Here is an 18,846-nt window from a genome sequence, read left to right on the forward strand (position 1 = left end):
ATTCCCCTAATATAAATATTTCAATAACAACAATCTTAATTATTTTTCTGTCATTTTCCGCATCGCAGAGCAAAAGATATCATTCAGGAAATCGAAATACAATAAAAGAAACAATTTTTACCATTGGCATTTTCAATTGGCCTCATCAATTTATGGCCGGTGCCGGCTATCGCGGGGCATGCCGCCCTCCCTGCCATGTCCGGGCGCCGCTCCTGGCAACAGGATTGTTGTAGATCAGCACATGCCAGATAGCGGTGTAGCCCTGCGGCAACGGCAAGCCGGAAGGTAGGCGTGGTCATCCTGGCACGCAATCGGCTACCATGGGTGCTACTCTTCTTGATAACGGACCACCATGCCCAGCTGGCACCTGGCCGACGCCGCCGAACTGGCGGCGCGCCATCCCTACACCTTCTACAAATCGCCGCCCGAGGCCATCGCCCAGGTGCGCCCCGGCGAGGTAGTCAAGCTGATCTTCGCCTTCCACAGCGACGATCCGCAGGCGCCGGGTGCCGAGCGCATGTGGGTGCTGGTCGACACGGTCGAGCCAAATGGCCACTTTACGGGCAAGCTCGACAACATGCCCGGCTACATCGCCGATTTGCGCGCCCAGGACCCCGTCGCTTTCGAGGCGCGCCACATCATCAATACCCAGCACGACGATGACGATAACCTCGTCAACCGCTATGCGGGCCTGTGCTTCGTGACGAAAAAAGTGCTGGAAGACGGCGCGCCCGTCGGCTATCTGTACCGCGAGGAACCGGATAACGCCGACGACAGCGGCTGGCGCTTCACGGCCAACGACGAAAGCGACGACTACATCAACGACAGCGCCAACGTGGCCCTCGTGTCGCTGGGCGCCGTGCTCGGCGTGGACGACCGGTTCATTGCGCTGCTCGACGCACCTGCCGGGTCGGCGTTTGCCTTCGACCATAACACGCAACAATTCATGGCGGTTGACGAATGACAATTGATGAACTGAAAGACTTTTGCGCGGCCCTGCCCGGCGCGCAAGCCGTGCTGTGCGGTGCGCCGTCGAACATCCTCGTGTATGAAGTGAGCGGGAAGAAATTTGCGTATTTCAAGACCAGCATGCCCGAGCAATGGCGCTTCAGCATGCGCGTCAGCGCGGAACGGTTTGTCGAACTGACGGACATGCCCGGCGTGAAACCGGCCCGTTACATGGGCCGCTTTCACTGGGTGACCATCATCGACGTGGCGCGCTTCCCGGCCGAGTACCTGGCGGAACTGGTACAGGATAGCTACGCGCGCTCGGTGGCCAGCCTGACCCGCGCGCAACGGGCCGCACTGGATTAAAGAGCGTCCTCGCCCGCCATGGCGCGGTCGATGTCCTCGCGCGTCAAGTCCGGCGCCAGCTGCAGGATGAACTCGTAGGCATAGGCGCGCAGGTAGGCGCCGCGCCGCACGGCCAGGCGCGTCGTGTTGGTGGCGAACAGATGCGACGCTTCCACGGCCCGCAGCCCCTTGTCGCGGCCATGGTCGAAGGCCATCGAGGCGACGATGCCCACGCCCAGGCCCAGCGCCACGTATTGCTTGATGACGTCGGAATCCATGGCCGTCAGGATGATATCGGTCGCCACGCCTGCCTTGGCGAACGCATCGTCGATATGGCCGCGTCCCGTGAAACCCTTGTCGTAGGTAATCAGCGGATATTTCGCCAGGTCTTCCAGGCGGATGGGCGAGTGCTCGAGCAGCGGATGGCCGTCGGGCACGACGATCAAATGGCTCCAGCGGTAGCACGGGAACGACACCAGGTCGGGGAACTGGCTCAAGCCTTCCGTGGCGATGCCGATATCGGTCTTGCCGGACAGCACCCATTCCGCGATGTGTTCCGGCGCGCTTTGTTGTAGCGCAATACGCACCTCGGGGAAAGCGGCGCGGAAGCTTTGCACCACTTTCGGCAACGCATAGCGCGCCTGCGTGTGCGTGGCCGCCACGGACAAGGTTCCGCTGGTCTGGCCGCTGTATTCGAGGCTGGCCTGCTGCAGGTTTTCCGCCTCGATCAGCAGGCGGTCGACGATCTTCAAAATGCCCTTGCCCGGCTCCGTCAAGCCCGTCAAACGCTTGCCGTTGCGCTCGAAAATCACCACGCCCAGCTCGTCTTCGAGTTCGCGGATTTGCCGGCTCACGCCCGGTTGCGACGTGAACAGGGCGTTCGCCACTTCCGTCAGGTTATAGCCGCGGCGGGCCGCTTCGCGGATCGATCGCAATTGTTGAAAGTTCATGGCTATCCTGTATCAAGTTCGGGTGGGTTCAACAAATACATGGAGGCGTTTCGGACGGACAACTAATGTCTCGCCTTCCTTCAGCTGCAGATGGGTAAAACGCTCGTTCGACATCACCGCTTCGATCAGTTCGCTGTTATCGACGCGCTGCAAGTCCAGCTGGGCCAGCGGGCCGATGGCATGCGCGCGGCTCAGTTTCACGACGATGCCTTCCGCACCCTGCGTGTAGCGGTCGATTTCCAGGTCGTGCGGACGCACATAGGCCGTGCCCTTGCTGTCGCTCACGCCCGCGTAATCGGGCACCTCGAAACTGGCGTCGCCCGTGGCCATCACGCCGTCGTGCACGCGGCCGTGGAACAGGTTGACGTTGCCGAGGAAACCGTAGACGAACGGCGACGCCGGGTGGTTGTAGACTTGCTCTGGGGAACCCAGTTGCTCGACCGTACCCTTGTTCATCAGTACCACCTGGTCGGCCACTTCCAGCGCCTCTTCCTGGTCATGCGTGACGAAAATACTGGTGACGTGCAAGTCATCATGCAGGCGGCGCAGCCAGCGGCGCAATTCCTTGCGCACCTTGGCATCCAGGGCGCCGAACGGTTCGTCGAGCAGCAGCACGCGCGGCTCGACGGCCAGCGCGCGCGCCAGGGCGATGCGCTGGCGTTGTCCGCCCGACAGCTGCGGCGGATAGCGGTCGGCCAGCCAATCGAGCTGCACCAGCTCCAGCAAATCTTTCACTTTACGACGGATCTGGTCTTCCGACGGGCGCTCGCTGCGCGACTTCACGCGCAAGCCAAACGCCACGTTCTCGAACACGGTCATGTGCTTGAACAGCGCATAGTGTTGAAACACGAACCCCACTTGCCGCTCGCGCACGTGGCGGTTCGACGCGTCTTCCGCGTCCAGCAGCACCTGGCCGCTGTCAGGATGTTCCAGGCCAGCAATAATGCGCAGCAAGGTTGTTTTACCGCAACCCGACGGGCCCAGCAGGGCCGTCAATTCGCCGGCGGGAAAGTCCAGCGAGATATTGTCGAGGGCGACGAAATCGCCGAAGCGTTTATTGATGTTTTTAACTGCGATGGTCATATCAGTGCTCCGTGGAACGTAAGGCGGAATCGTCGGCGTTGCTCTCGTTCAAACGCCACTCAATGAAAGCTTTCAAGGCCAGTGTCACCAGCGCCAGCAGGGCCAGCAGGGAGGCGACGGCAAACGCGGCGGCGAAGTTGTACTCGTTGTACAGAATCTCCACCTGCAGCGGCATGGTGTTGGTTTCGCCGCGGATATGGCCAGACACGACGGACACGGCGCCGAACTCGCCCATGGCGCGGGCGTTACACAGGATCACGCCATACAGCAGACCCCACTTGATATTTGGCAAAGTCACGCGGCGGAAGGTATTCCAGCCCGAGGCGCCCAGCACGATGGCGGCCTCTTCCTCTTCGCTGCCCTGCGACTGCATCAGCGGGATCAATTCACGCGCCACGAACGGGAAAGTGATGAAGATGGTGGCCAGCACGATGCCGGGCACGGCGAACAAAATCTTGATGTCGTGCGCCTGCAGCCACGGGCCGAACCAGCCCTGGGCGCCAAACATCAGCACATAGATCAGGCCGGAAATCACGGGCGAGACGGAAAACGGCAAGTCGATCAGGGTCAGCAAGATGCTCTTGCCGCGGAATTCGAACTTGGCGATGCACCAGGAAGCGGCCACGCCGAACACCAGGTTCAGCGGCACGGCGATGGCGGCCGTGATCAGGGTCAATTTAATGGCGGAAATCGCGTCCGGATCGATGATGGCGGCGATATACGCTTCCCAACCCTTCTTGAACGCTTCCGCGAACACGGCCACCAGGGGCACGATCAGGAAAGCCGTCAGGAACAGCAAGGCGACGGTGATCAGGACCGTGCGCACCCACAACGGTTCCAGCACGACGGGGCCGACATTCGGCTCGAAGCGGCGCACTGCCGGGCGTGCATTGTCCACGCCAGCGACGGTAGTCGTATTCGTACTCATGATTTCTTCGCCTTTCCGCGCGTCCATGCTTGCAGCAGGTTAATCGTCAACAACAGCAGGAAAGACACCACCAGCATCACCACGGCGATGGCCGTGGCGCCTGCGTAATCGTATTGTTCCAATTTGGTAATAATGAACAGCGGCGTGATTTCCGACACCATCGGCATGTTGCCGGCGATAAAGATCACGGAACCGTACTCGCCCGTGGCGCGGGCGAAGGCCAGCGCAAAGCCCGTCAGCAAGGAAGGCAAGATCGTGGGGAAGATGACGCGGATAAACGTTTGCAATGAATTGGCACCCAGGCTGGCGGCCGCTTCTTCCAGTTCCTTTTCCGCGTCTTCCAGCACCGGCTGCACGGTGCGCACGACGAAGGGCAAGCCGATGAAGGTCAGCGCCACCACGACGCCCAGCGGCGTGAACGCCACCTTGATGCCGAGCACGCCTTCGATGAACTGGCCGAACCAGCCGTTCGACGAATACAAAGCCGTCAGGGTGATGCCGGCCACGGCCGTCGGCAAGGCGAACGGCAAGTCGACCAGCGCGTCGATGATGCGCTTGCCGGGGAATTTATAGCGCACCAGCACCCAGGCCAGGATGCCGCCGAACACCACGTTCAACAGGGCGGCGATCAGGGAAGCGCCAAACGTCAGGCGGTACGACGCCATCACCCGGTCGGACGTGACGGCGCTGAAGAAGGCGTCCCATGTCATGGTGAAAGTCTTCAGGAACACCGACGACAGCGGAATGAGAACGATCAAGGCCAGGTAAAAGAGCGTGAAGCCCAGTGACAGCTTAAACCCCGGCATGACCCGAAACGGCGCTCCGCGCGCCTTGAGCGGTGCTGCTGATGCTGCAGACATAGAAACTCCTTCTTATTACATTTTTGAGTTATAGAGTGCAATAATCACATGCATTCGTTATAAAAAGAACTAACCATTTCTCATTTGCTTAGATGGATTTTGCATACTTGCCAGCAGAATCTATGGGCGAAAAAAAGGGGTCGGACCCTGCGGGTCCGACCCCGGCTCTTGGGGTAGGGTTGGGGTGGGCACACACTTAACCCAACACCTTGACGGCTGGGGTCAGACCCATAGGGTCTGACCCCGTTCTTACGATGCTCTTATTTGTTCGGCTGCGGCGTGAGGCGCAAGTACGGCTTGGCGGCCGTAAAGCCCTTCGGATATTTCTGCTTGATCACGTCCGGGTCTTGCACGGTCAGCGGAATGATGACGTCGTCGCCATCTTTCCAGTTGCCGGGCGTGGCGACCGTGTAGCCATCCGTCAACTGCAGGGCATCGATGACGCGCAGGATTTCATTGAAGTTGCGGCCCGTGCTCAGCGGATACGTGAGGATCAGCCGGACTTTCTTGTTCGGGTCGACGATGAAGACGGAGCGCACGGTGGCCGTGACGGACTGTTCCGGGTGGATCATGTCGTACAGCACCGACACTTTCTTGTCGACGTCGGCAATGATGGGGAAGCCCACCACCGTGTTTTGCGTCTCTTCGATATCCTTGATCCAGCTCTTGTGCGACTCGGCAGCGTCCACGGACAGGGCGATGGCCTTCACGTTGCGCTTGTCGAATTCCGGCTTGAGCTTGGCCGTCAGGCCCAGTTCCGTCGTGCACACGGGGGTAAAGTCGGCCGGGTGGGAAAACAGCACCACCCAGGAATTGCCCGCCCACTCGTGGAACTTGAGGGGGCCGATCGAGCTGTCTTGTTCAAAATCAGGGGCGACATCGCCCAGGCGTAAAGTCATCGTGATCTCCTTGAGAGGTTGTGTGGCAATGGGATGTGCGTCGAATCAGGCTGCCTGACGGTGGCGTTTGTCGCTTTGCGCCAGATCAAACAGTGTTTGCAGTTGCGCCTGGCCGTAGACCCAGTCACCAAGGCGCGACTCGGCGTTGATATGGCCCAGCGCACCGCCATCAATATACTTGCAATTCCAGCGCCGTGCCCACTGCGCCGCGTGTTCGGCCGTCATCCACGGGTCCGTCTGGCTGGCGATCAGGATGCCGGGGCAAGGCAGCCGCTTTTGCGGCAAGGCCTTGGCCACGCCAAACTTGTCGGGATCGGCCGGCCCCACCAGCAGCACGCCGGCCACGCCCTGCGGGTCGCGGGCCAGGCTGTGCGCCGTCGTCAGGCAGCCGAAGCTGTGGGCGACGATCAGGGTCGGGCGCGCATCCTGCCGCCGTACCTGGTCCAGGCGCGCCGACCAGGCGGCCAGGTCGGGAGCGTTCCAGTCATCCTGCTCGACCCGCTCGAATTGCGGATACAGGCGCTGCCAGCGGCTCTGCCAATGCTCGGGACCGCTGTTATGCAAGCCCGGCACGATCAGTACCCGGTAATCGGAAAAGCTGCGCAGCGCCATGATGTGTCCTTGCGTGATCGATTCCGGCAAGCGTTGCCGCCTGCCGGTGAAGATTACTTCGGCTGATAGATCTGGTCGAAGATGCCGCCGTCGGCAAAGTGCGCCTTCTGTGCCGCCGTCCAGCCGCCCGCCACTTGCTCGATGGTGAACAGGTTGACCTTGGCAAATTGGGACGCGTATTTCTTCGCCGCCTTGTCCGTTGCCGGACGGTAGTAGTTCTTGGCGATGATGTCTTGCGCTTCGTCCGTGTACAGGTAGTTCAGGTAAGCCTCGGCTACCTTGCGCGTACCGTGCTTGTCGGCAAACTTGTCGACGACGGCGACGGGCGGCTCGGCCAGGATGCTGACGGATGGCGTGATGATGTCGAACTTGGTCGGACCCAGTTCCTTGACGGCCAGGTAAGCCTCGTTTTCCCAGGCGATCAGCACGTCGCCGATGCCCCGTTCGACGAATGTGGTGGTGGCGCCGCGCGCGCCGGAATCGAGCACGGGCACGTTTTTATACAGTTTGCCGAGGAAATCCTTGGCCTTCGCTTCGCTGCCGCCCGGCTGGCGCAGCGCGTATCCCCACGCGGCCAGATGGTTCCAGCGGGCGCCGCCCGAGGTTTTCGGGTTCGGCGTGATGACGGACACGCCCGGCTTGATCAGGTCGTTCCAATCCTTGATGCCTTTCGGGTTGCCCTTGCGCACCAGGAACACGATAGTCGAGGTGTAAGGCGAGCTGTTGTGCGCCAAACGCTTTTGCCAGTCGGCGGCCAGCAGCTTGTGCTCGGCCAGCGCGTCGATGTCGTAGGCCAGGGCCAACGTCACCACGTCCGCTTCCAGGCCGTCGATGACGGCGCGCGCCTGCTTGCCGGAACCGCCGTGCGATTGCTTGATCTTGACGTTGTCGCCCGTCTTGCCTTTCCACTCCTTGGCAAACGCCGTATTCACATCCTGGTACAGCTCGCGCGTCGGGTCGTATGACACGTTGAGCAGGGTGATATCGGCAGCCTGCGCCGTTTGCAGAAGGGCAAACGCGCTGATGGCGGCGGCAGTGATGATTTTTTTCGACAGCATCTAAGATCCCCGTGTGGTTGAACTTTCAGAGCCACCAGATTACGGCGCTATGGCCGCAAAGAGAACGAAGCGTTTCGCCGTTTGATATACATTTTTCGCATATGGACGGCGCGCAACGGGGATTTAGCGGTTAAGACCAAGGACACCTGACAAAACCGTAGCGAGCGGAAGGGAGAGGCGGTCGAGAAGCGCAACTGTGCGAGCGCACAGTGAGCATCACAGGCTGCCTATACCGACGCGCAGTAGGTTTTGACAGGTGTTCAATAAAAACGGTTGAACAGGACAACAGCCCAGGTAGCGAAGGCCAGGATGCAGGTCAGCAGCACGGCCGCGCTGCCGAAATCCTTGGCGTTTTTCGACAGCGGATGGCGGTCCAGCGAGATGCGGTCGACCACGGCTTCGATTGCGGAATTGATCAGTTCGACGATCAGCACCAGCAGCAGCACGCCGATCAGCACCAGTTTTTCAAAGGCGGAGATGCGCAGCAACAAGGCGATCACGGTGCCGACGACGAACAAACCGAGTTCCTGGCGGAACGCGTGTTCATGGCGCCAGGCCGCTTTCAAGCCATCGAGCGAGTAGAAAAAAGCGGAAAAAATCCGTTTCAAGCCGCTTTTACTTTTGAATTCGTTTACAGGTTGCATAGTTTTCCATATGTAAAGCAAGTGCAGTGGGCACATTATGGGGGCGACATAGCAGTGTGACCATTTATTCGCTGAATATCTCGGAACATTTCACTATTTTTTCACATCATGGTATAAAGAAGCATGAATACTGCATTGCACCAAATCCATCATGAAAATTGAACCGGTCGCTGCCCCGAAGACGACGATCCAGGTGATCGAACGCATGGTCGCCCTGCTCGATGCCCTGGCCAAATATTCCGACCCGGTCAGCCTGAAGGAATTATCCAAGGTTTCCGGCTTGCACCCCTCGACGGCGCACCGCATCCTCAACGACATGGTGCTGACGCGCTTCGTCGACCGCATCGAACCGGGCACGTACCGGCTGGGCATGCGCCTGCTGGAACTGGGCAATGTGGTGAAAAGCCGCCTCAGCGTGCGCGAAGCGGCGCTGGACTTCATGCGCCAGCTGCACAAGAAAACCCAGCAAACCATCAACCTGTCCGTGCGCCAGGGCGACGAGATCGTCTACATCGACCGCGCCTTTTCCGAGCGCTCGGGCATGCAGGTGGTGCGCGCCATCGGCGGCCGCGGTCCGCTGCACCTGACCTCGACGGGCAAGCTGTTCCTCTCCGTGGACGAGCCGAAAGCCATCCGCGCCTACGCCACGCGCACGGGCCTGGCCGGGCACAACAAGAATTCCATCACGGATCTGCAAAAACTCGAGCGCGAGCTGAGCCTGGTGCGCGAACGCGGCTATGCGCGCGACAATGAAGAGCTGGAGCTGGGCGTGCGCTGCATGGCCGCCGGCATCCGCGACGATACAGGCAAGCTGATCGCCGGCCTGTCGATCTCGGCCCCGGCCGACCGCCTGCAGGATGAGTGGCTGGTGGACCTGGTGGAAACGGCGAACCAGATTTCCGTGACCCTGGGATTCATTCCCCAAGACTGAGAACGCCTGACCAAACCTACTACGCGGCGCGCTTTGCGGCCTGCGATGCTCACCGGCTCGGCGCCCCCGTACAGAGTACGGGGGCGCTTCTTAGCCACAAATCACTACCGCTCGCTACGGTTTTGTCAGGCGTCGTAACGATAACCCTCTGCATTAACCGCCGGGCAAGCTCATGTTGGCAGGCTTGAGTGCTTCCAGCCACTTGCGCATGCGTCCCGCATCGGCCGTACGCGACTGTTTCCCCTTGGAATCGAGGAAGACCATGATCACGGCCCGTCCTTCGATGACGGCCTGCATCATCAGACACCGTCCCGCCTCATTGATGAAGCCCGTCTTTTGCAAGCCGATTTCCCAGCCCGGATTGGCCACCAGGTGATTCGTATTGCCAAACTGCATGGGCTGGCCGCTGGCTTCGACGATGGCTTTCGGGTCCGTCGAGTATTCGCGCAGCAGCGGATGGCGGAAAGCGGCCATGGCCAGCTTGCCCAGGTCGCGCGCGCTGGCCACGTTCATTTTCGACAAGCCGCTGGAATCGACGTAATGCGTATCCATCATGCCCAGCTGGCGCGCCTTGCTGTTCATGGCGTCGACAAACGCCGGCAAACCGCCCGGATAATTGCGGCCCAGTGCCGAGGCGGCGCGGTTTTCCGAGCTCATCAGGGCGATGTGCAGCATATTGGCGCGCGTCAATTGCGAGCCCACTTTCAGGCGCGAGCTGCTGAACTTGGCGCGGTCGACGTCCTCGTCCGTGATCGTCAGCACTTCATCCATGTCCTGGCGCGCTTCGACCACCACCAGGCCCGTCATCATCTTGGTGATGGAGGCGATGGGCAAGGCAACATTGGAATTCTTTTCAAACAACACTTCCGCATTCGCCTGGTCCAGCACCAGCGCCACGCTGGACTTCAGGTCGAGCGGATCGCGTGTCAGGTTCAGGCCGGCCAGGTCGCCCATGGTGGGCATCGGGGCGGCCATGGGCACGGCCACGCTGCTGACTTTTTGATAGATGACCTTGCGTTTGCCGCGCACCATGACGACCCGGCGCACGGTCTTTTCGCGCGGCGCGGCCGTCGCGCCCTTGCGCAGCACGACTTTGATTTTCTTGGTGTTGTGTTTCTTCGAGGCTGAGGATTTGCCGTTCGCTTCCTTGGCGTGCACGGCCGCAGCCGGCGCCAGTGCAAACAGCAGGGAAGCCAGGATACCCAGCGCAAGTTTAAACTTAGCCATTCGATAATTCCCCGTGAAGCTGTTGCCTTATTGCAGTGTAGCGAAATGCAGAGCAATCGCAAGCCTATTTAACAGTTAGGACAGTATTTATTGCAGCAATGAAATACAAAACGTTGGTGATCAGCAAACAAACTCATCCTTAGCCGGCTGTTTTTCTCCGCCCGTCACCAGTAATGTCTATTTGTCCATGAATTTAACAAAGCCGGCCAGCGGCTCGCGCTCCGTGTTCAGGCGGTTCTCGACCTTGTCCGGGTCGGCATAGCCGAGGGCCATGCCGCACACCACCATTTCGCCTGCCGGCACGCCCAGTTCGTCGCGGATGATGTCATGGTAATGGATGAAGGCCGCTTGCGGGCACGTGTCGAGTCCCCGCGCGCGCGCCGCCAGCATGATGTTTTGCAAAAACATGCCGTAGTCGAGCCAGGAACCCTGTTCCAGTACCCGCTCGATGGTGAAGATCAGGCCCACGGGCGCATCGAAAAACTGGAAATTGCGCCCATGCTGGGCCGCCATGCCGGCCGTGTCGCCCCGCTCCAGGCCCAGCAGCTGGTACAGATCCAGGCCGATCTTGCGGCGGCGCTCGATGAACGGCGCCGTCCACTGGCGCGGGTAATAGGTATACGACGCCGTGCGCGCGGGCGCATCGGGCGCCTTCGGCGCGGCGTAGGCGGCCAGGATGCGCTGCGACAGGCGCAGACGGGCCTCGCCCGACAGCACATACACTTTCCACGGCTGCATGTTGGCGCCCGAAGGCGCGCGCGCCGCCACTTCCAGGATGCGCGCGATCTCGTCCTGCGCCACCGGCGTGGGCAAGAAGGCGCGGATCGAGCGGCGCGACAGGATGACGCTATCGACGGCTTGCTGCGCCGCCTGTGTTTCCAATGCTTGCTTGTTCACTGCCCTGCTCTCCCGCTATAGCTTATTATTTCTTGACCACGAACACCACGCCGACCACGGCCACCAGCATGCCGGCGATGCCCAGCATATTAAAGGCTTCGCCAAACATCAGCCAGGCCATCACGGCCGTCGTGGGCGGCGTCAGGTACAGCAAGCCCGTCACTTTCGTCGCATCGCTGCGTCGGATCAGCGCGAACAGCAGGAAGATGGCGCCGATGGACAGCACGAGCACCGACCACAGCAAGGCACCGATGAAATTCGCCGTCCATTGAACATTGCTGAAATGCAAGTCCAATCCTTCGTAATACAGGGCAAATGGCAAGACCACCACGATGGAGGCGGCAAACTGCACCACCGTGCCGGTGCGCAAGTCAAATTGCGGGCAGTGGCGTTTTTGGTACATGGTGCCGGCCGTCATCGACAGCAGCGCGAACACGCACAGCAGCACGCTTTCCACGGTCAGGCCAACGAGGTTGATCTTCGCATACACGACGAGGGCCACGCCCAGCAAGCCAAAGAACAGGCCCAGCCACTGGCGCGGGCGCACGGATTCGCCGATCAGGGGCGCGGCGCAGGCCGTCAGCACGGGCTGCATGCCCACGATCAGCGCAGAGAGGCCGGCCGGCATGCCCAGCTTGATGGCGCACCACACGCCGGCCAGGTAGCCGGCCTGCATCAGGATGCCGGCCACAGCGATCTGGCGGAATTGGCCCACGGGCCACGGCGCGCGCAACAGCAACACCAGCGGCAACAAAATGACCAGCACGCCCAGGAAGCGCAGCAGCAAAAAAGTCAGCGGCGGCGCGTAGGGCAAGCCGAACTTGGCCACAATAAAACCTGTGCTCCATAACAACACGAAGAAACCGGGCAAGGCCATCGGCGCCACCGTGGTCAGGAAAGAGGCTTTGCCGCTGGCGCCAGCCGCGGCGGGAAGATTGGACATGGTATCGACTCGGGAAACGGGATCGGCACCGGGGCGTTGCCCAGTGCGGGAGGCAAAGTCTAGCATGCTGCGCCGCGATCGTCCCCGCAGGCACTGGAAACGATAGTTTAAGCACAAACCATTAACAGGTAGAAATCAAATATTTCTCTTTAGAAACAATGACTTTTGATGCAAATCTATTCAATTGTTGCATCGCACAAGAATCGCTTGACTTACGTTTTTTTCGCCGTAGAATAGGGTTTGTTGCGTTGCACAATTCTTGTTCAGCTTGAAAAATTTAGATTCACCTGCTTTCCCAAACGGTACACGCAGCATCAAATTAACCAGATTTCGATTTTTTGGAGATTTATATGTTTTCAATTCCTGAGCAATTTTCGTCCGCTACCAAAGCCAACCTGGAAGCCCAATTCGCCCTGTTCTCGTCGCTGACGGGCAAGGCCTTCGAAGGCATCGAAAAGATCGTCGAACTGAATCTGACCGCTGCCAAGGCAACGCTGGAAGAATCGACTGCCGCCGCCAAGCAATTGCTGTCGGCAAAAGACCCACAAGAATTCTTCTCGCTGACCGCTGCCCAAGCCCAGCCTGGCGCCGAAAAAGCCATCGCTTACGGCCGTCACCTGGCTGCCATCACGTCGGGCACGCAAGCCGAATTCAGCAAAGCTGCTGAATCGCAAATCGCTGAAACCAACCGTAAAGTCCTGTCCCTGGTGGAAGAAGTCACCAAGAACGCGCCAGCCGGTTCGGAAAACGCCGTCGCCATCCTGAAAAGCGCCATCGGCAACGCCAATGCAGGCTACGAGCAATTCTCGAAAACCAGCAAGCAAGCCGTCGAAGCCATCGAAGCGAACCTGACGTCGGCCGTGAACCAGTTCACGCAAGCGGCTGAAAAAATCGTGCCGCGCACGGCTGCCAAGTAATTACCAAGCGGCCGCTGCGGCGGCCGCTGTTTTACTTTAGTACCAGCTCCTCCAGGCATCCATCCCGCACTTCCCCGACGGATGCCATTATGCCCCAGCCCAGCTGGGGCATTTTTTATGCGCGTTTACTTTCCCGCCATTACTCCCCCAGATACGCCGCCTTCACGCGCGGGTCGTCGAGCATGGCGGCCGCGTTGCCGCCCATGGTGACCAGGCCGGAATCCATCACATAGCCGCGGTGCGCCGCCTGCAGGGCCAGGCGGGCATTCTGTTCGACCAGCAGAATCGTGATGCCTTCGGACGACACCTTGCGGATCACCTCGAAGATTTTCTCGACCATGATGGGCGACAGGCCCATCGACGGCTCGTCGAGCAGCAACAGCTTCGGATGGCTCATCAGGGCGCGCGCCATGGCCAGCATCTGCTGCTCGCCGCCGGACAGGGTGCCGGCCATCTGCGCCGCCCGCTCCTTCAGGCGGGGAAACACGTCGAACCACTTGGCGATGTCATCCTCGACACCGGCCTTGTCCGTGCGCGTGTAAGCGCCCATCATGAGGTTTTCACGGATCGACATGCGCGTAAACACGCCCCGCCCTTCCGGCACCATGGCCAGCTTCCTTTCCACCAGGTGAAACGACTTCGTGCCCTTCAGCGATTCGCCCAGGTAGCTGATCGTGCCCTCGATCTTGCAGGCCGGCAAAGTGCCCGTGATGGCTTTCAAGGTCGTCGTCTTGCCGGCGCCGTTCGCGCCGATCAGGGCGATCAACTCGCCTTCGTTGACTTCCAGGTCGATGCCTTTCACCGCCTTGATGCCGCCGTAGGCCACGTGCAGGCCCGCCACCTTCAATATATTGCTCATGCGTGCGATCCCCCCAGGTAAGCCTCGATGACGGCCTGGTTTTGTTGTATTTCGGCCGGCAAGCCTTCCGCGATGCGCTTGCCATACTCGAGCACCGTGATGCGGTCGCACAGTCCCATCATCAGTTTCACGTCATGCTCGATCAACAGCACGGTCTTGCCTTCCGCCTTGATTTTTACCAGCAACTCGCGCAAAGCCAGCTTTTCCGTCGCGTTCATGCCGGCCGCCGGCTCGTCGAGCGCCAGCAGTTGCGGATCGGTGGCCAGCGCGCGGGCGATTTCCAGGCGCCGCTGGTCGCCGTACGACAAGAAGCGCGCCGTGCGGTTGGCGAACTGGGCGATGCCGACGAAATCGAGCAGCTCCATCGCCCGCTTGCGGATCGACGCCTCTTCCTCGCGCGCCGCCTTGTGGCGGAAGATGGCGCCGAACACGCCCTGGTGCGAGCGCACGTGGCGCCCCACCATGACGTTTTCCAGCGCCGTCATGTCGCCGAACAGGCGGATGTTCTGGAAGGTGCGCGCAATGCCCGCCTTGGCCACCTTGTGCGGCGCGGACGGCGAATACGGCTTGCCGGCCAGCTCGAAGGTGCCCGTGTCGGGCTGGTACAGGCCGGTGATCACGTTAAAGAAAGTGGTCTTGCCGGCGCCGTTCGGGCCGATCAAGCCGTAGATCTGGCCTTGCTTGATGGTAATGCCCACGTCGGTGAGCGCCTGCAAGCCGCCGAAACGTTTATTTACGCCGGCAATATTCAAGATGATCTGTTCGCTCATGGTACTTGCCTCCTTAAGCGGACACGACGCCGGTTGATTTGTTGGGTTGATCCACATCATGGTCGGGCCGGTCTTCGTGCTTCGGCGATGGCCACAGGCCCGCTGGACGGTTGAGCATGATCAACACCATGGCCAGGCCGTACAGCAGCTGGCGCAGCACTTCCGCCTCGATCACCACGTGGCCGAACAGCGCCTGCTGGGCCGGCTCCACCACGTGGCGCAGCACTTCGGGAATGGATGCCAGGATCACGCCGCCGAGAATGACGCCGGGGATATGGCCGATGCCGCCCAGCACCACCATGGCCAGCACGGCGATCGATTCCGTCAAGGAAAACGATTCCGGCGAGACAAAGCCCTGGAACGAGGCAAACATGGCGCCGGCCACGCCGCCGAACGAGGCGCCCATGGAAAAGGCCAGCAATTTGACGTTGCGCGTGTTGATGCCCATGGCTTTCGCGGCGATCTCGTCTTCGCGGATGGCCACCCAGGCGCGGCCCAGGCGCGAATGCTGCAGCCGCTTGGTGACGAACACGACGGCGATGCACAGGAAGAGGAACAGGAAGTAATAAGCGTTGACGGACGGCATGGAAAAACCGGCCACCGTGACGGTGCTGTTGGTGCCCGCCTCGCCCGCCAGGTTGACGCCGAAGATGCGGATGGGGTCGATCAGATTGATACCTTGCGGGCCATTCGTGAAATTGATCGGGTCGTTCAAATTGTTCATGAAAATGCGGATGATCTCGCCAAAGCCCAGCGTCACGATGGCCAGGTAGTCGCCGCGCAACTTGAGCGTCGGCGCACCCAGCAGGGCGCCGAACAGGCCTGCCACGGCAGCGGCCAGCGGCACGATGAGCCAGATCGACAGGTGGATGCCGTTTTCGCGGATTTCCGGGCCCATCAGCTGCACCAGGGATGCACCCAGCACCGGATACTGGTTCACCACCGATTCGAGCAGGATGGCGAACTGGGGCGACGCCAGCAAGGCCGTCAGGTAGGCGCCCACGGCGTAGAAGGCGATGTAGCCGAGGTCGAGCAGGCCGGCGAAGCCGACGACAATGTTCAAGCCCAGGGCCAGCATGATGTACAACAAGGCCATGTCGATGATGCGCACCCACGAGTTGCCGAACTGTGCGGCAAAAAACGGGAACACCATCAGCAGCGCGGCCAGGCCCAGCATGCCGGCGTAGGCTTTGGTCGGATTTTTCTTAGCGTCAAAATCGAGTAGTGCCATGATTCAGTCTCCCAGTTTCACATCAGGCACGGTCGGCCACTCGTTCGCCCATGATGCCGGACGGGCGCAGGGTCAGCACGATGATCAGCACGACGAAGGCAAAGATATCCTGGTAGTGGCTGCCCAGAAAGCCGCCCGTGATGTCGCCGATATAGCCGGCGCCCAGGCTCTCGATAATGCCCAGCAAGACACCGCCCAGCATGGCGCCGTAGATATTGCCGATGCCGCCCAGCACGGCCGCACAGAAGGCTTTCAAGCCGGGGATGGCGCCCATGGAGAACTGGATGGACGCGTAATTGGCGCCCCACATCACGCCCGCCACGGCAGCCAGCGCGGCGCCGATGGCAAAGGTGGCGACGATGACCTTGTCGGAATCGACGCCCATGAGGCCCGCCACGCGGGGGTTTTCCGCCGTGGCGCGCATGGCGCGGCCCATTTTCGTTTTTTCCACCAGCAACACCAATCCGCCCATCGACAGCGCGGCCAGGGCCAGCAGCAGTACTTGCGTTTGCGAAATCACGGCGCCGCCTATGTTGATGGGATCGGTCGACAGCAATTGCGGGAAAGGCAAGGGATTGCGTGTCCAGATCATCATGGCGAAGGTTTGCAGCAGGATGGAGACGCCGATGGCGGTAATCAGGGGGGCGAGGCGGGGGGCGTTGCGCAGGCGGCGGTAGGCGACCCGCTCGATGATGATGTTGACCAGAATACAGATGGGAATGGCGCCGAGGATGGCGGTGGCCAGTTTCAAATAGCCGGGCCAGTCCGGCACATAAATACCCAGCAGCTTGAGAATGCTCAAGCCCACCATGGCGCCGATCATGAGCACGTCGCCGTGGGCGAAGTTGATCAGATTCAAGACGCCATACACCATGGTGTATCCGAGGGCGACTAAGGCATACATGCTGCCCAACACCAAGCCGTTGATGATCTGCTGGATGAATGTATCCATGATTGCCCTATCAAATATGCATTTTTCGGGAACAACTTCCGCCAGAACATGGGTCGCTGATACAAAAACGGCACCGGAGGAAGAATTCCTGCAGTGCCATCCCTGGACCGTTCTCACCAGCATGGTGCACGCACTGAAAAAGGGCGTGACCTTGCTTAGTCATAACGACAACATATTCAAGCTTGAGGCAATCATAACGATCTTTTGCAAAAACTAAGCTTGGAATAAATCGATCATTTCCGAATTAAATTCGGTTTTGAGGTAACTATTTCACCGATACTCAATCGCCCTGCAGACTCAGGCGACGTCGCGCTTGAGGCCATCGAGGCCTTTCGGCATCGGGAACGTGACGGCTTCCTGCACGCCGTCGAGCGGGCGCACGCTCTTCACGCCGCACTCTTTCAAGCGGTCGATGACGGCTTGCACCAGCACCTCGGGCGCCGAGGCGCCGGCCGTCACACCCACGCGCAGCTTGCCTTCCAGCCAGGCCGGGTCGATTTGCGAGGCATTGTCGACCATGTAGGCAGGCGTGCCCATCTTCTCGGCCACTTCGCGCAAGCGGTTCGAATTCGAGCTGTTCGGGCTGCCCACGACGATCACCACTTCCACTTGCGGGGCCATGAATTTCACGGCTTCCTGGCGGTTGGTGGTGGCGTAGCAGATGTCGCCTTTTTTCGGCTCGGCGATATTCGGATATTTCGCTTTCAAGGCCGCAATAATGTCGCTAGTGTCGTCAACTGACAACGTTGTTTGCGAAACATAGGCCAGGCTTTCCGGATTGGCAACTTGCAATTTCGCCACATCGTCGAGCGTTTCCACCAGATGCATGCCCATATCGGCCTGGCCCATCGTGCCTTCCACCTCGGGATGGCCGTCGTGGCCGATCATGATGATCTCGCGGCCTTCGCGGCGCATCTTGCTCACTTCCATGTGCACCTTGGTGACCAGCGGGCAAGTCGCGTCAAAAATGCTCAGGCCGCGCGATTCCGCCTCGGCGCGCACGGCTTTCGACACGCCATGCGCGGAAAACACGAGCGTATTGCCAGCAGGCACGTCATCGAGGTCGTCGATGAAGATGGCGCCCTTGTTGCGCAAGTCGGCCACCACATAGGCGTTGTGGACGATTTCATGGCGCACATAGATCGGTGCGCCAAATTGCTGCAGGGCGCGCTCGACGATTTCGATCGCGCGGTCGACGCCAGCGCAAAAGCCGCGGGGCTGGGCCAGTAACAGTTCCTTATCCATCGCTACTCCTTACAGGACCGAGATGAGCTTGACTTCAAAACGCAGCGGCTGGCCAGCCAGCGGATGGTTGAAGTCGAACAGGGCCGAGTCCTCGCGCATTTCGCGCAGCACGCCGGCAAAGCGGCCGCCGCCCGGCGCGGCGAAGTCGACCAGGTCGCCGATCTTGTAGTCGGCGCCCGGCACGGAGTTCTCGTCCAGCGTGGCGCGCGAGACGGACTGCACCAGCTCGGGATTGCGCTCGCCGAAGCCTTCGCCGGCCGCCAGCTCGAACGTCTGGTGCGTGCCTTCAGGCAAGCCCAGCAAGCGCTGCTCGAGGAACGGCGCCAGCTGGCCCTGTCCCAGCATCAAGGTCGCGGGATTGCCGCTGAAGGTCGTGACAATGTCAGTACCGTCAACAGTGGCAAGACGATAATGCAGGGTGAGGTAAGCCGCTTCGGTGACGACTGCTGGTTGCTCGTTGGACATAGTAGTTTTCAAGTAACTGGTGCAAAACGATATTGTAAGCCACCCTGAGCCAGCGCGCCCCATGCCATCTCGGCGCGGCCAT

Annotated in this window: 21 protein-coding genes; 4 read left to right on the top strand and 17 right to left on the bottom strand. The window is 60.4% G+C overall.

Annotated elements, in window-relative coordinates:
• Positions 1-352: 352 nt before the first annotated feature.
• Complete coding sequence (locus BZG29_RS28600; RefSeq protein ID WP_077407962.1) at positions 353-964, top strand: DUF2185 domain-containing protein; 612 nt, start codon at positions 353-355, stop codon at positions 962-964.
• Positions 961-1,314 carry an MmcQ/YjbR family DNA-binding protein gene (locus BZG29_RS23300; RefSeq protein ID WP_077407964.1) on the top strand — a complete coding sequence of 118 codons (354 nt, stop codon included), beginning with the start codon at positions 961-963 and terminating at the stop codon, positions 1,312-1,314. Before BZG29_RS28600 ends, BZG29_RS23300 begins: the two co-directional genes overlap by 4 nt.
• On the opposite strand, the gene BZG29_RS23305 is transcribed toward BZG29_RS23300, so the two are convergent.
• From BZG29_RS23305 to BZG29_RS23340, 8 genes are all read right to left on the bottom strand, one after another.
• Positions 1,311-2,243 (bottom strand): CysB family HTH-type transcriptional regulator, encoded by a 933-nt coding sequence (locus tag BZG29_RS23305; RefSeq protein ID WP_034785189.1) that lies wholly within the window; start codon positions 2,241-2,243, stop codon positions 1,311-1,313. The two genes, BZG29_RS23300 and BZG29_RS23305, sit on opposite strands and share 4 nt — an antisense overlap.
• 12 nt (positions 2,244-2,255) lie before the next feature.
• Positions 2,256-3,326 carry a sulfate ABC transporter ATP-binding protein gene (locus BZG29_RS23310; RefSeq protein WP_035821525.1) on the bottom strand — a complete coding sequence of 357 codons (1,071 nt, stop codon included), beginning with the start codon at positions 3,324-3,326 and terminating at the stop codon, positions 2,256-2,258.
• A gap of 1 nt (position 3,327) precedes the next feature.
• Positions 3,328-4,254 (bottom strand): sulfate ABC transporter permease subunit CysW, encoded by a 927-nt coding sequence (gene cysW, locus BZG29_RS23315; RefSeq protein ID WP_077409256.1) that lies wholly within the window; start codon positions 4,252-4,254, stop codon positions 3,328-3,330.
• The gene (gene cysT, locus BZG29_RS23320) at positions 4,251-5,060 is read right to left on the bottom strand and encodes a sulfate ABC transporter permease subunit CysT (RefSeq protein WP_099408869.1); all 810 of its coding nucleotides are present in this window, start codon (positions 5,058-5,060) and stop codon (positions 4,251-4,253) included. Before cysT ends, cysW begins: the two co-directional genes overlap by 4 nt.
• A gap of 314 nt (positions 5,061-5,374) precedes the next feature.
• Positions 5,375-6,013 (bottom strand): peroxiredoxin, encoded by a 639-nt coding sequence (locus tag BZG29_RS23325; protein WP_034785187.1) that lies wholly within the window; start codon positions 6,011-6,013, stop codon positions 5,375-5,377.
• Between the two features lie 45 nt (positions 6,014-6,058).
• On the bottom strand, positions 6,059-6,625 hold the full coding sequence (locus tag BZG29_RS23330; RefSeq protein WP_077409257.1) for an alpha/beta hydrolase: 567 nt from the start codon (positions 6,623-6,625) through the stop codon (positions 6,059-6,061).
• Between the two features lie 53 nt (positions 6,626-6,678).
• The gene (locus BZG29_RS23335; protein ID WP_077407966.1) at positions 6,679-7,683 is read right to left on the bottom strand and encodes a sulfate ABC transporter substrate-binding protein; all 1,005 of its coding nucleotides are present in this window, start codon (positions 7,681-7,683) and stop codon (positions 6,679-6,681) included.
• Positions 7,684-7,943: 260 nt separating this feature from the next.
• Positions 7,944-8,327 carry a diacylglycerol kinase gene (locus BZG29_RS23340; RefSeq protein WP_077407968.1) on the bottom strand — a complete coding sequence of 128 codons (384 nt, stop codon included), beginning with the start codon at positions 8,325-8,327 and terminating at the stop codon, positions 7,944-7,946.
• 151 nt (positions 8,328-8,478) lie between these two features.
• Here BZG29_RS23340 and BZG29_RS23345 point away from each other — a divergent pair, with 151 nt between their 5' ends.
• Positions 8,479-9,258 carry an IclR family transcriptional regulator gene (locus tag BZG29_RS23345; protein ID WP_034747499.1) on the top strand — a complete coding sequence of 260 codons (780 nt, stop codon included), beginning with the start codon at positions 8,479-8,481 and terminating at the stop codon, positions 9,256-9,258.
• Between the two features lie 153 nt (positions 9,259-9,411).
• On the opposite strand, the gene pbpG is transcribed toward BZG29_RS23345, so the two are convergent.
• From pbpG to BZG29_RS23360, 3 genes are all read right to left on the bottom strand, one after another.
• A complete protein-coding gene (gene pbpG, locus BZG29_RS23350) occupies positions 9,412-10,485 on the bottom strand; it encodes a D-alanyl-D-alanine endopeptidase (RefSeq protein ID WP_077407970.1) in 1,074 nt (357 codons plus the stop codon).
• A 177-nt stretch (positions 10,486-10,662) separates the two neighbouring features.
• A complete protein-coding gene (locus BZG29_RS23355) occupies positions 10,663-11,382 on the bottom strand; it encodes a nitroreductase (RefSeq protein ID WP_077407972.1) in 720 nt (239 codons plus the stop codon).
• Between the two features lie 25 nt (positions 11,383-11,407).
• Positions 11,408-12,259: a DMT family transporter gene (locus BZG29_RS23360; RefSeq protein ID WP_070224559.1), complete on the bottom strand. Its 852-nt coding sequence runs from the start codon at positions 12,257-12,259 to the stop codon at positions 11,408-11,410.
• 416 nt (positions 12,260-12,675) lie between these two features.
• Here BZG29_RS23360 and BZG29_RS23365 point away from each other — a divergent pair, with 416 nt between their 5' ends.
• Positions 12,676-13,242 (top strand): phasin family protein, encoded by a 567-nt coding sequence (locus BZG29_RS23365; RefSeq protein WP_077407976.1) that lies wholly within the window; start codon positions 12,676-12,678, stop codon positions 13,240-13,242.
• Positions 13,243-13,381: 139 nt separating this feature from the next.
• On the opposite strand, the gene BZG29_RS23370 is transcribed toward BZG29_RS23365, so the two are convergent.
• The 6 genes from BZG29_RS23370 to BZG29_RS23400 form a co-directional block, all read right to left on the bottom strand.
• Positions 13,382-14,101 (bottom strand): ABC transporter ATP-binding protein, encoded by a 720-nt coding sequence (locus BZG29_RS23370; RefSeq protein ID WP_077407978.1) that lies wholly within the window; start codon positions 14,099-14,101, stop codon positions 13,382-13,384.
• Positions 14,098-14,871, bottom strand: a complete 774-nt coding sequence (locus BZG29_RS23375) for an ABC transporter ATP-binding protein (protein WP_077407980.1) — start codon at positions 14,869-14,871, stop codon at positions 14,098-14,100. Before BZG29_RS23375 ends, BZG29_RS23370 begins: the two co-directional genes overlap by 4 nt.
• 13 nt (positions 14,872-14,884) lie before the next feature.
• Entirely contained in the window at positions 14,885-16,102 is a 1,218-nt protein-coding gene (locus BZG29_RS23380; RefSeq protein WP_077407983.1) for an ABC transporter ATP-binding protein, read from the bottom strand.
• 22 nt (positions 16,103-16,124) lie between these two features.
• Positions 16,125-17,054: a branched-chain amino acid ABC transporter permease gene (locus tag BZG29_RS23385; RefSeq protein WP_077407985.1), complete on the bottom strand. Its 930-nt coding sequence runs from the start codon at positions 17,052-17,054 to the stop codon at positions 16,125-16,127.
• A 297-nt stretch (positions 17,055-17,351) separates the two neighbouring features.
• Complete coding sequence (gene ispH, locus BZG29_RS23395; RefSeq protein WP_077407990.1) at positions 17,352-18,299, bottom strand: 4-hydroxy-3-methylbut-2-enyl diphosphate reductase; 948 nt, start codon at positions 18,297-18,299, stop codon at positions 17,352-17,354.
• Between the two features lie 9 nt (positions 18,300-18,308).
• Positions 18,309-18,764, bottom strand: a complete 456-nt coding sequence (locus BZG29_RS23400) for an FKBP-type peptidyl-prolyl cis-trans isomerase (protein ID WP_070224501.1) — start codon at positions 18,762-18,764, stop codon at positions 18,309-18,311.
• Between the last annotated feature and the right edge of the window lie 82 nt (positions 18,765-18,846).

The sequence above is a fragment of the Janthinobacterium sp. LM6 genome, assembly GCF_002002885.1.
GTDB classification, from domain to species: Bacteria; Pseudomonadota; Gammaproteobacteria; order Burkholderiales; family Burkholderiaceae_D; genus Janthinobacterium; species Janthinobacterium kumbetense.

Coding starts and splice junctions, on each gene's coding strand:
- BZG29_RS28600 (WP_077407962.1), top strand. CDS start 353: ATGCCCAGCTGGCACCTGGCCGACGCCGCCGAACTGGCGGCGCGCCAT.
- BZG29_RS23300 (WP_077407964.1), top strand. CDS start 961: ATGACAATTGATGAACTGAAAGACTTTTGCGCGGCCCTGCCCGGCGCG.
- BZG29_RS23305 (WP_034785189.1), bottom strand. CDS start 2,243: ATGAACTTTCAACAATTGCGATCGATCCGCGAAGCGGCCCGCCGCGGC.
- BZG29_RS23310 (WP_035821525.1), bottom strand. CDS start 3,326: ATGACCATCGCAGTTAAAAACATCAATAAACGCTTCGGCGATTTCGTC.
- cysW (WP_077409256.1), bottom strand. CDS start 4,254: ATGAGTACGAATACGACTACCGTCGCTGGCGTGGACAATGCACGCCCG.
- cysT (WP_099408869.1), bottom strand. CDS start 5,060: ATGCCGGGGTTTAAGCTGTCACTGGGCTTCACGCTCTTTTACCTGGCC.
- BZG29_RS23325 (WP_034785187.1), bottom strand. CDS start 6,013: ATGACTTTACGCCTGGGCGATGTCGCCCCTGATTTTGAACAAGACAGC.
- BZG29_RS23330 (WP_077409257.1), bottom strand. CDS start 6,625: ATGGCGCTGCGCAGCTTTTCCGATTACCGGGTACTGATCGTGCCGGGC.
- BZG29_RS23335 (WP_077407966.1), bottom strand. CDS start 7,683: ATGCTGTCGAAAAAAATCATCACTGCCGCCGCCATCAGCGCGTTTGCC.
- BZG29_RS23340 (WP_077407968.1), bottom strand. CDS start 8,327: ATGCAACCTGTAAACGAATTCAAAAGTAAAAGCGGCTTGAAACGGATT.
- BZG29_RS23345 (WP_034747499.1), top strand. CDS start 8,479: ATGAAAATTGAACCGGTCGCTGCCCCGAAGACGACGATCCAGGTGATC.
- pbpG (WP_077407970.1), bottom strand. CDS start 10,485: ATGGCTAAGTTTAAACTTGCGCTGGGTATCCTGGCTTCCCTGCTGTTT.
- BZG29_RS23360 (WP_070224559.1), bottom strand. CDS start 12,259: ATGGCCTTGCCCGGTTTCTTCGTGTTGTTATGGAGCACAGGTTTTATT.
- BZG29_RS23365 (WP_077407976.1), top strand. CDS start 12,676: ATGTTTTCAATTCCTGAGCAATTTTCGTCCGCTACCAAAGCCAACCTG.
- BZG29_RS23370 (WP_077407978.1), bottom strand. CDS start 14,101: ATGAGCAATATATTGAAGGTGGCGGGCCTGCACGTGGCCTACGGCGGC.
- BZG29_RS23375 (WP_077407980.1), bottom strand. CDS start 14,871: ATGAGCGAACAGATCATCTTGAATATTGCCGGCGTAAATAAACGTTTC.
- BZG29_RS23380 (WP_077407983.1), bottom strand. CDS start 16,102: ATGGCACTACTCGATTTTGACGCTAAGAAAAATCCGACCAAAGCCTAC.
- BZG29_RS23385 (WP_077407985.1), bottom strand. CDS start 17,054: ATGGATACATTCATCCAGCAGATCATCAACGGCTTGGTGTTGGGCAGC.
- ispH (WP_077407990.1), bottom strand. CDS start 18,299: ATGGATAAGGAACTGTTACTGGCCCAGCCCCGCGGCTTTTGCGCTGGC.
- BZG29_RS23400 (WP_070224501.1), bottom strand. CDS start 18,764: ATGTCCAACGAGCAACCAGCAGTCGTCACCGAAGCGGCTTACCTCACC.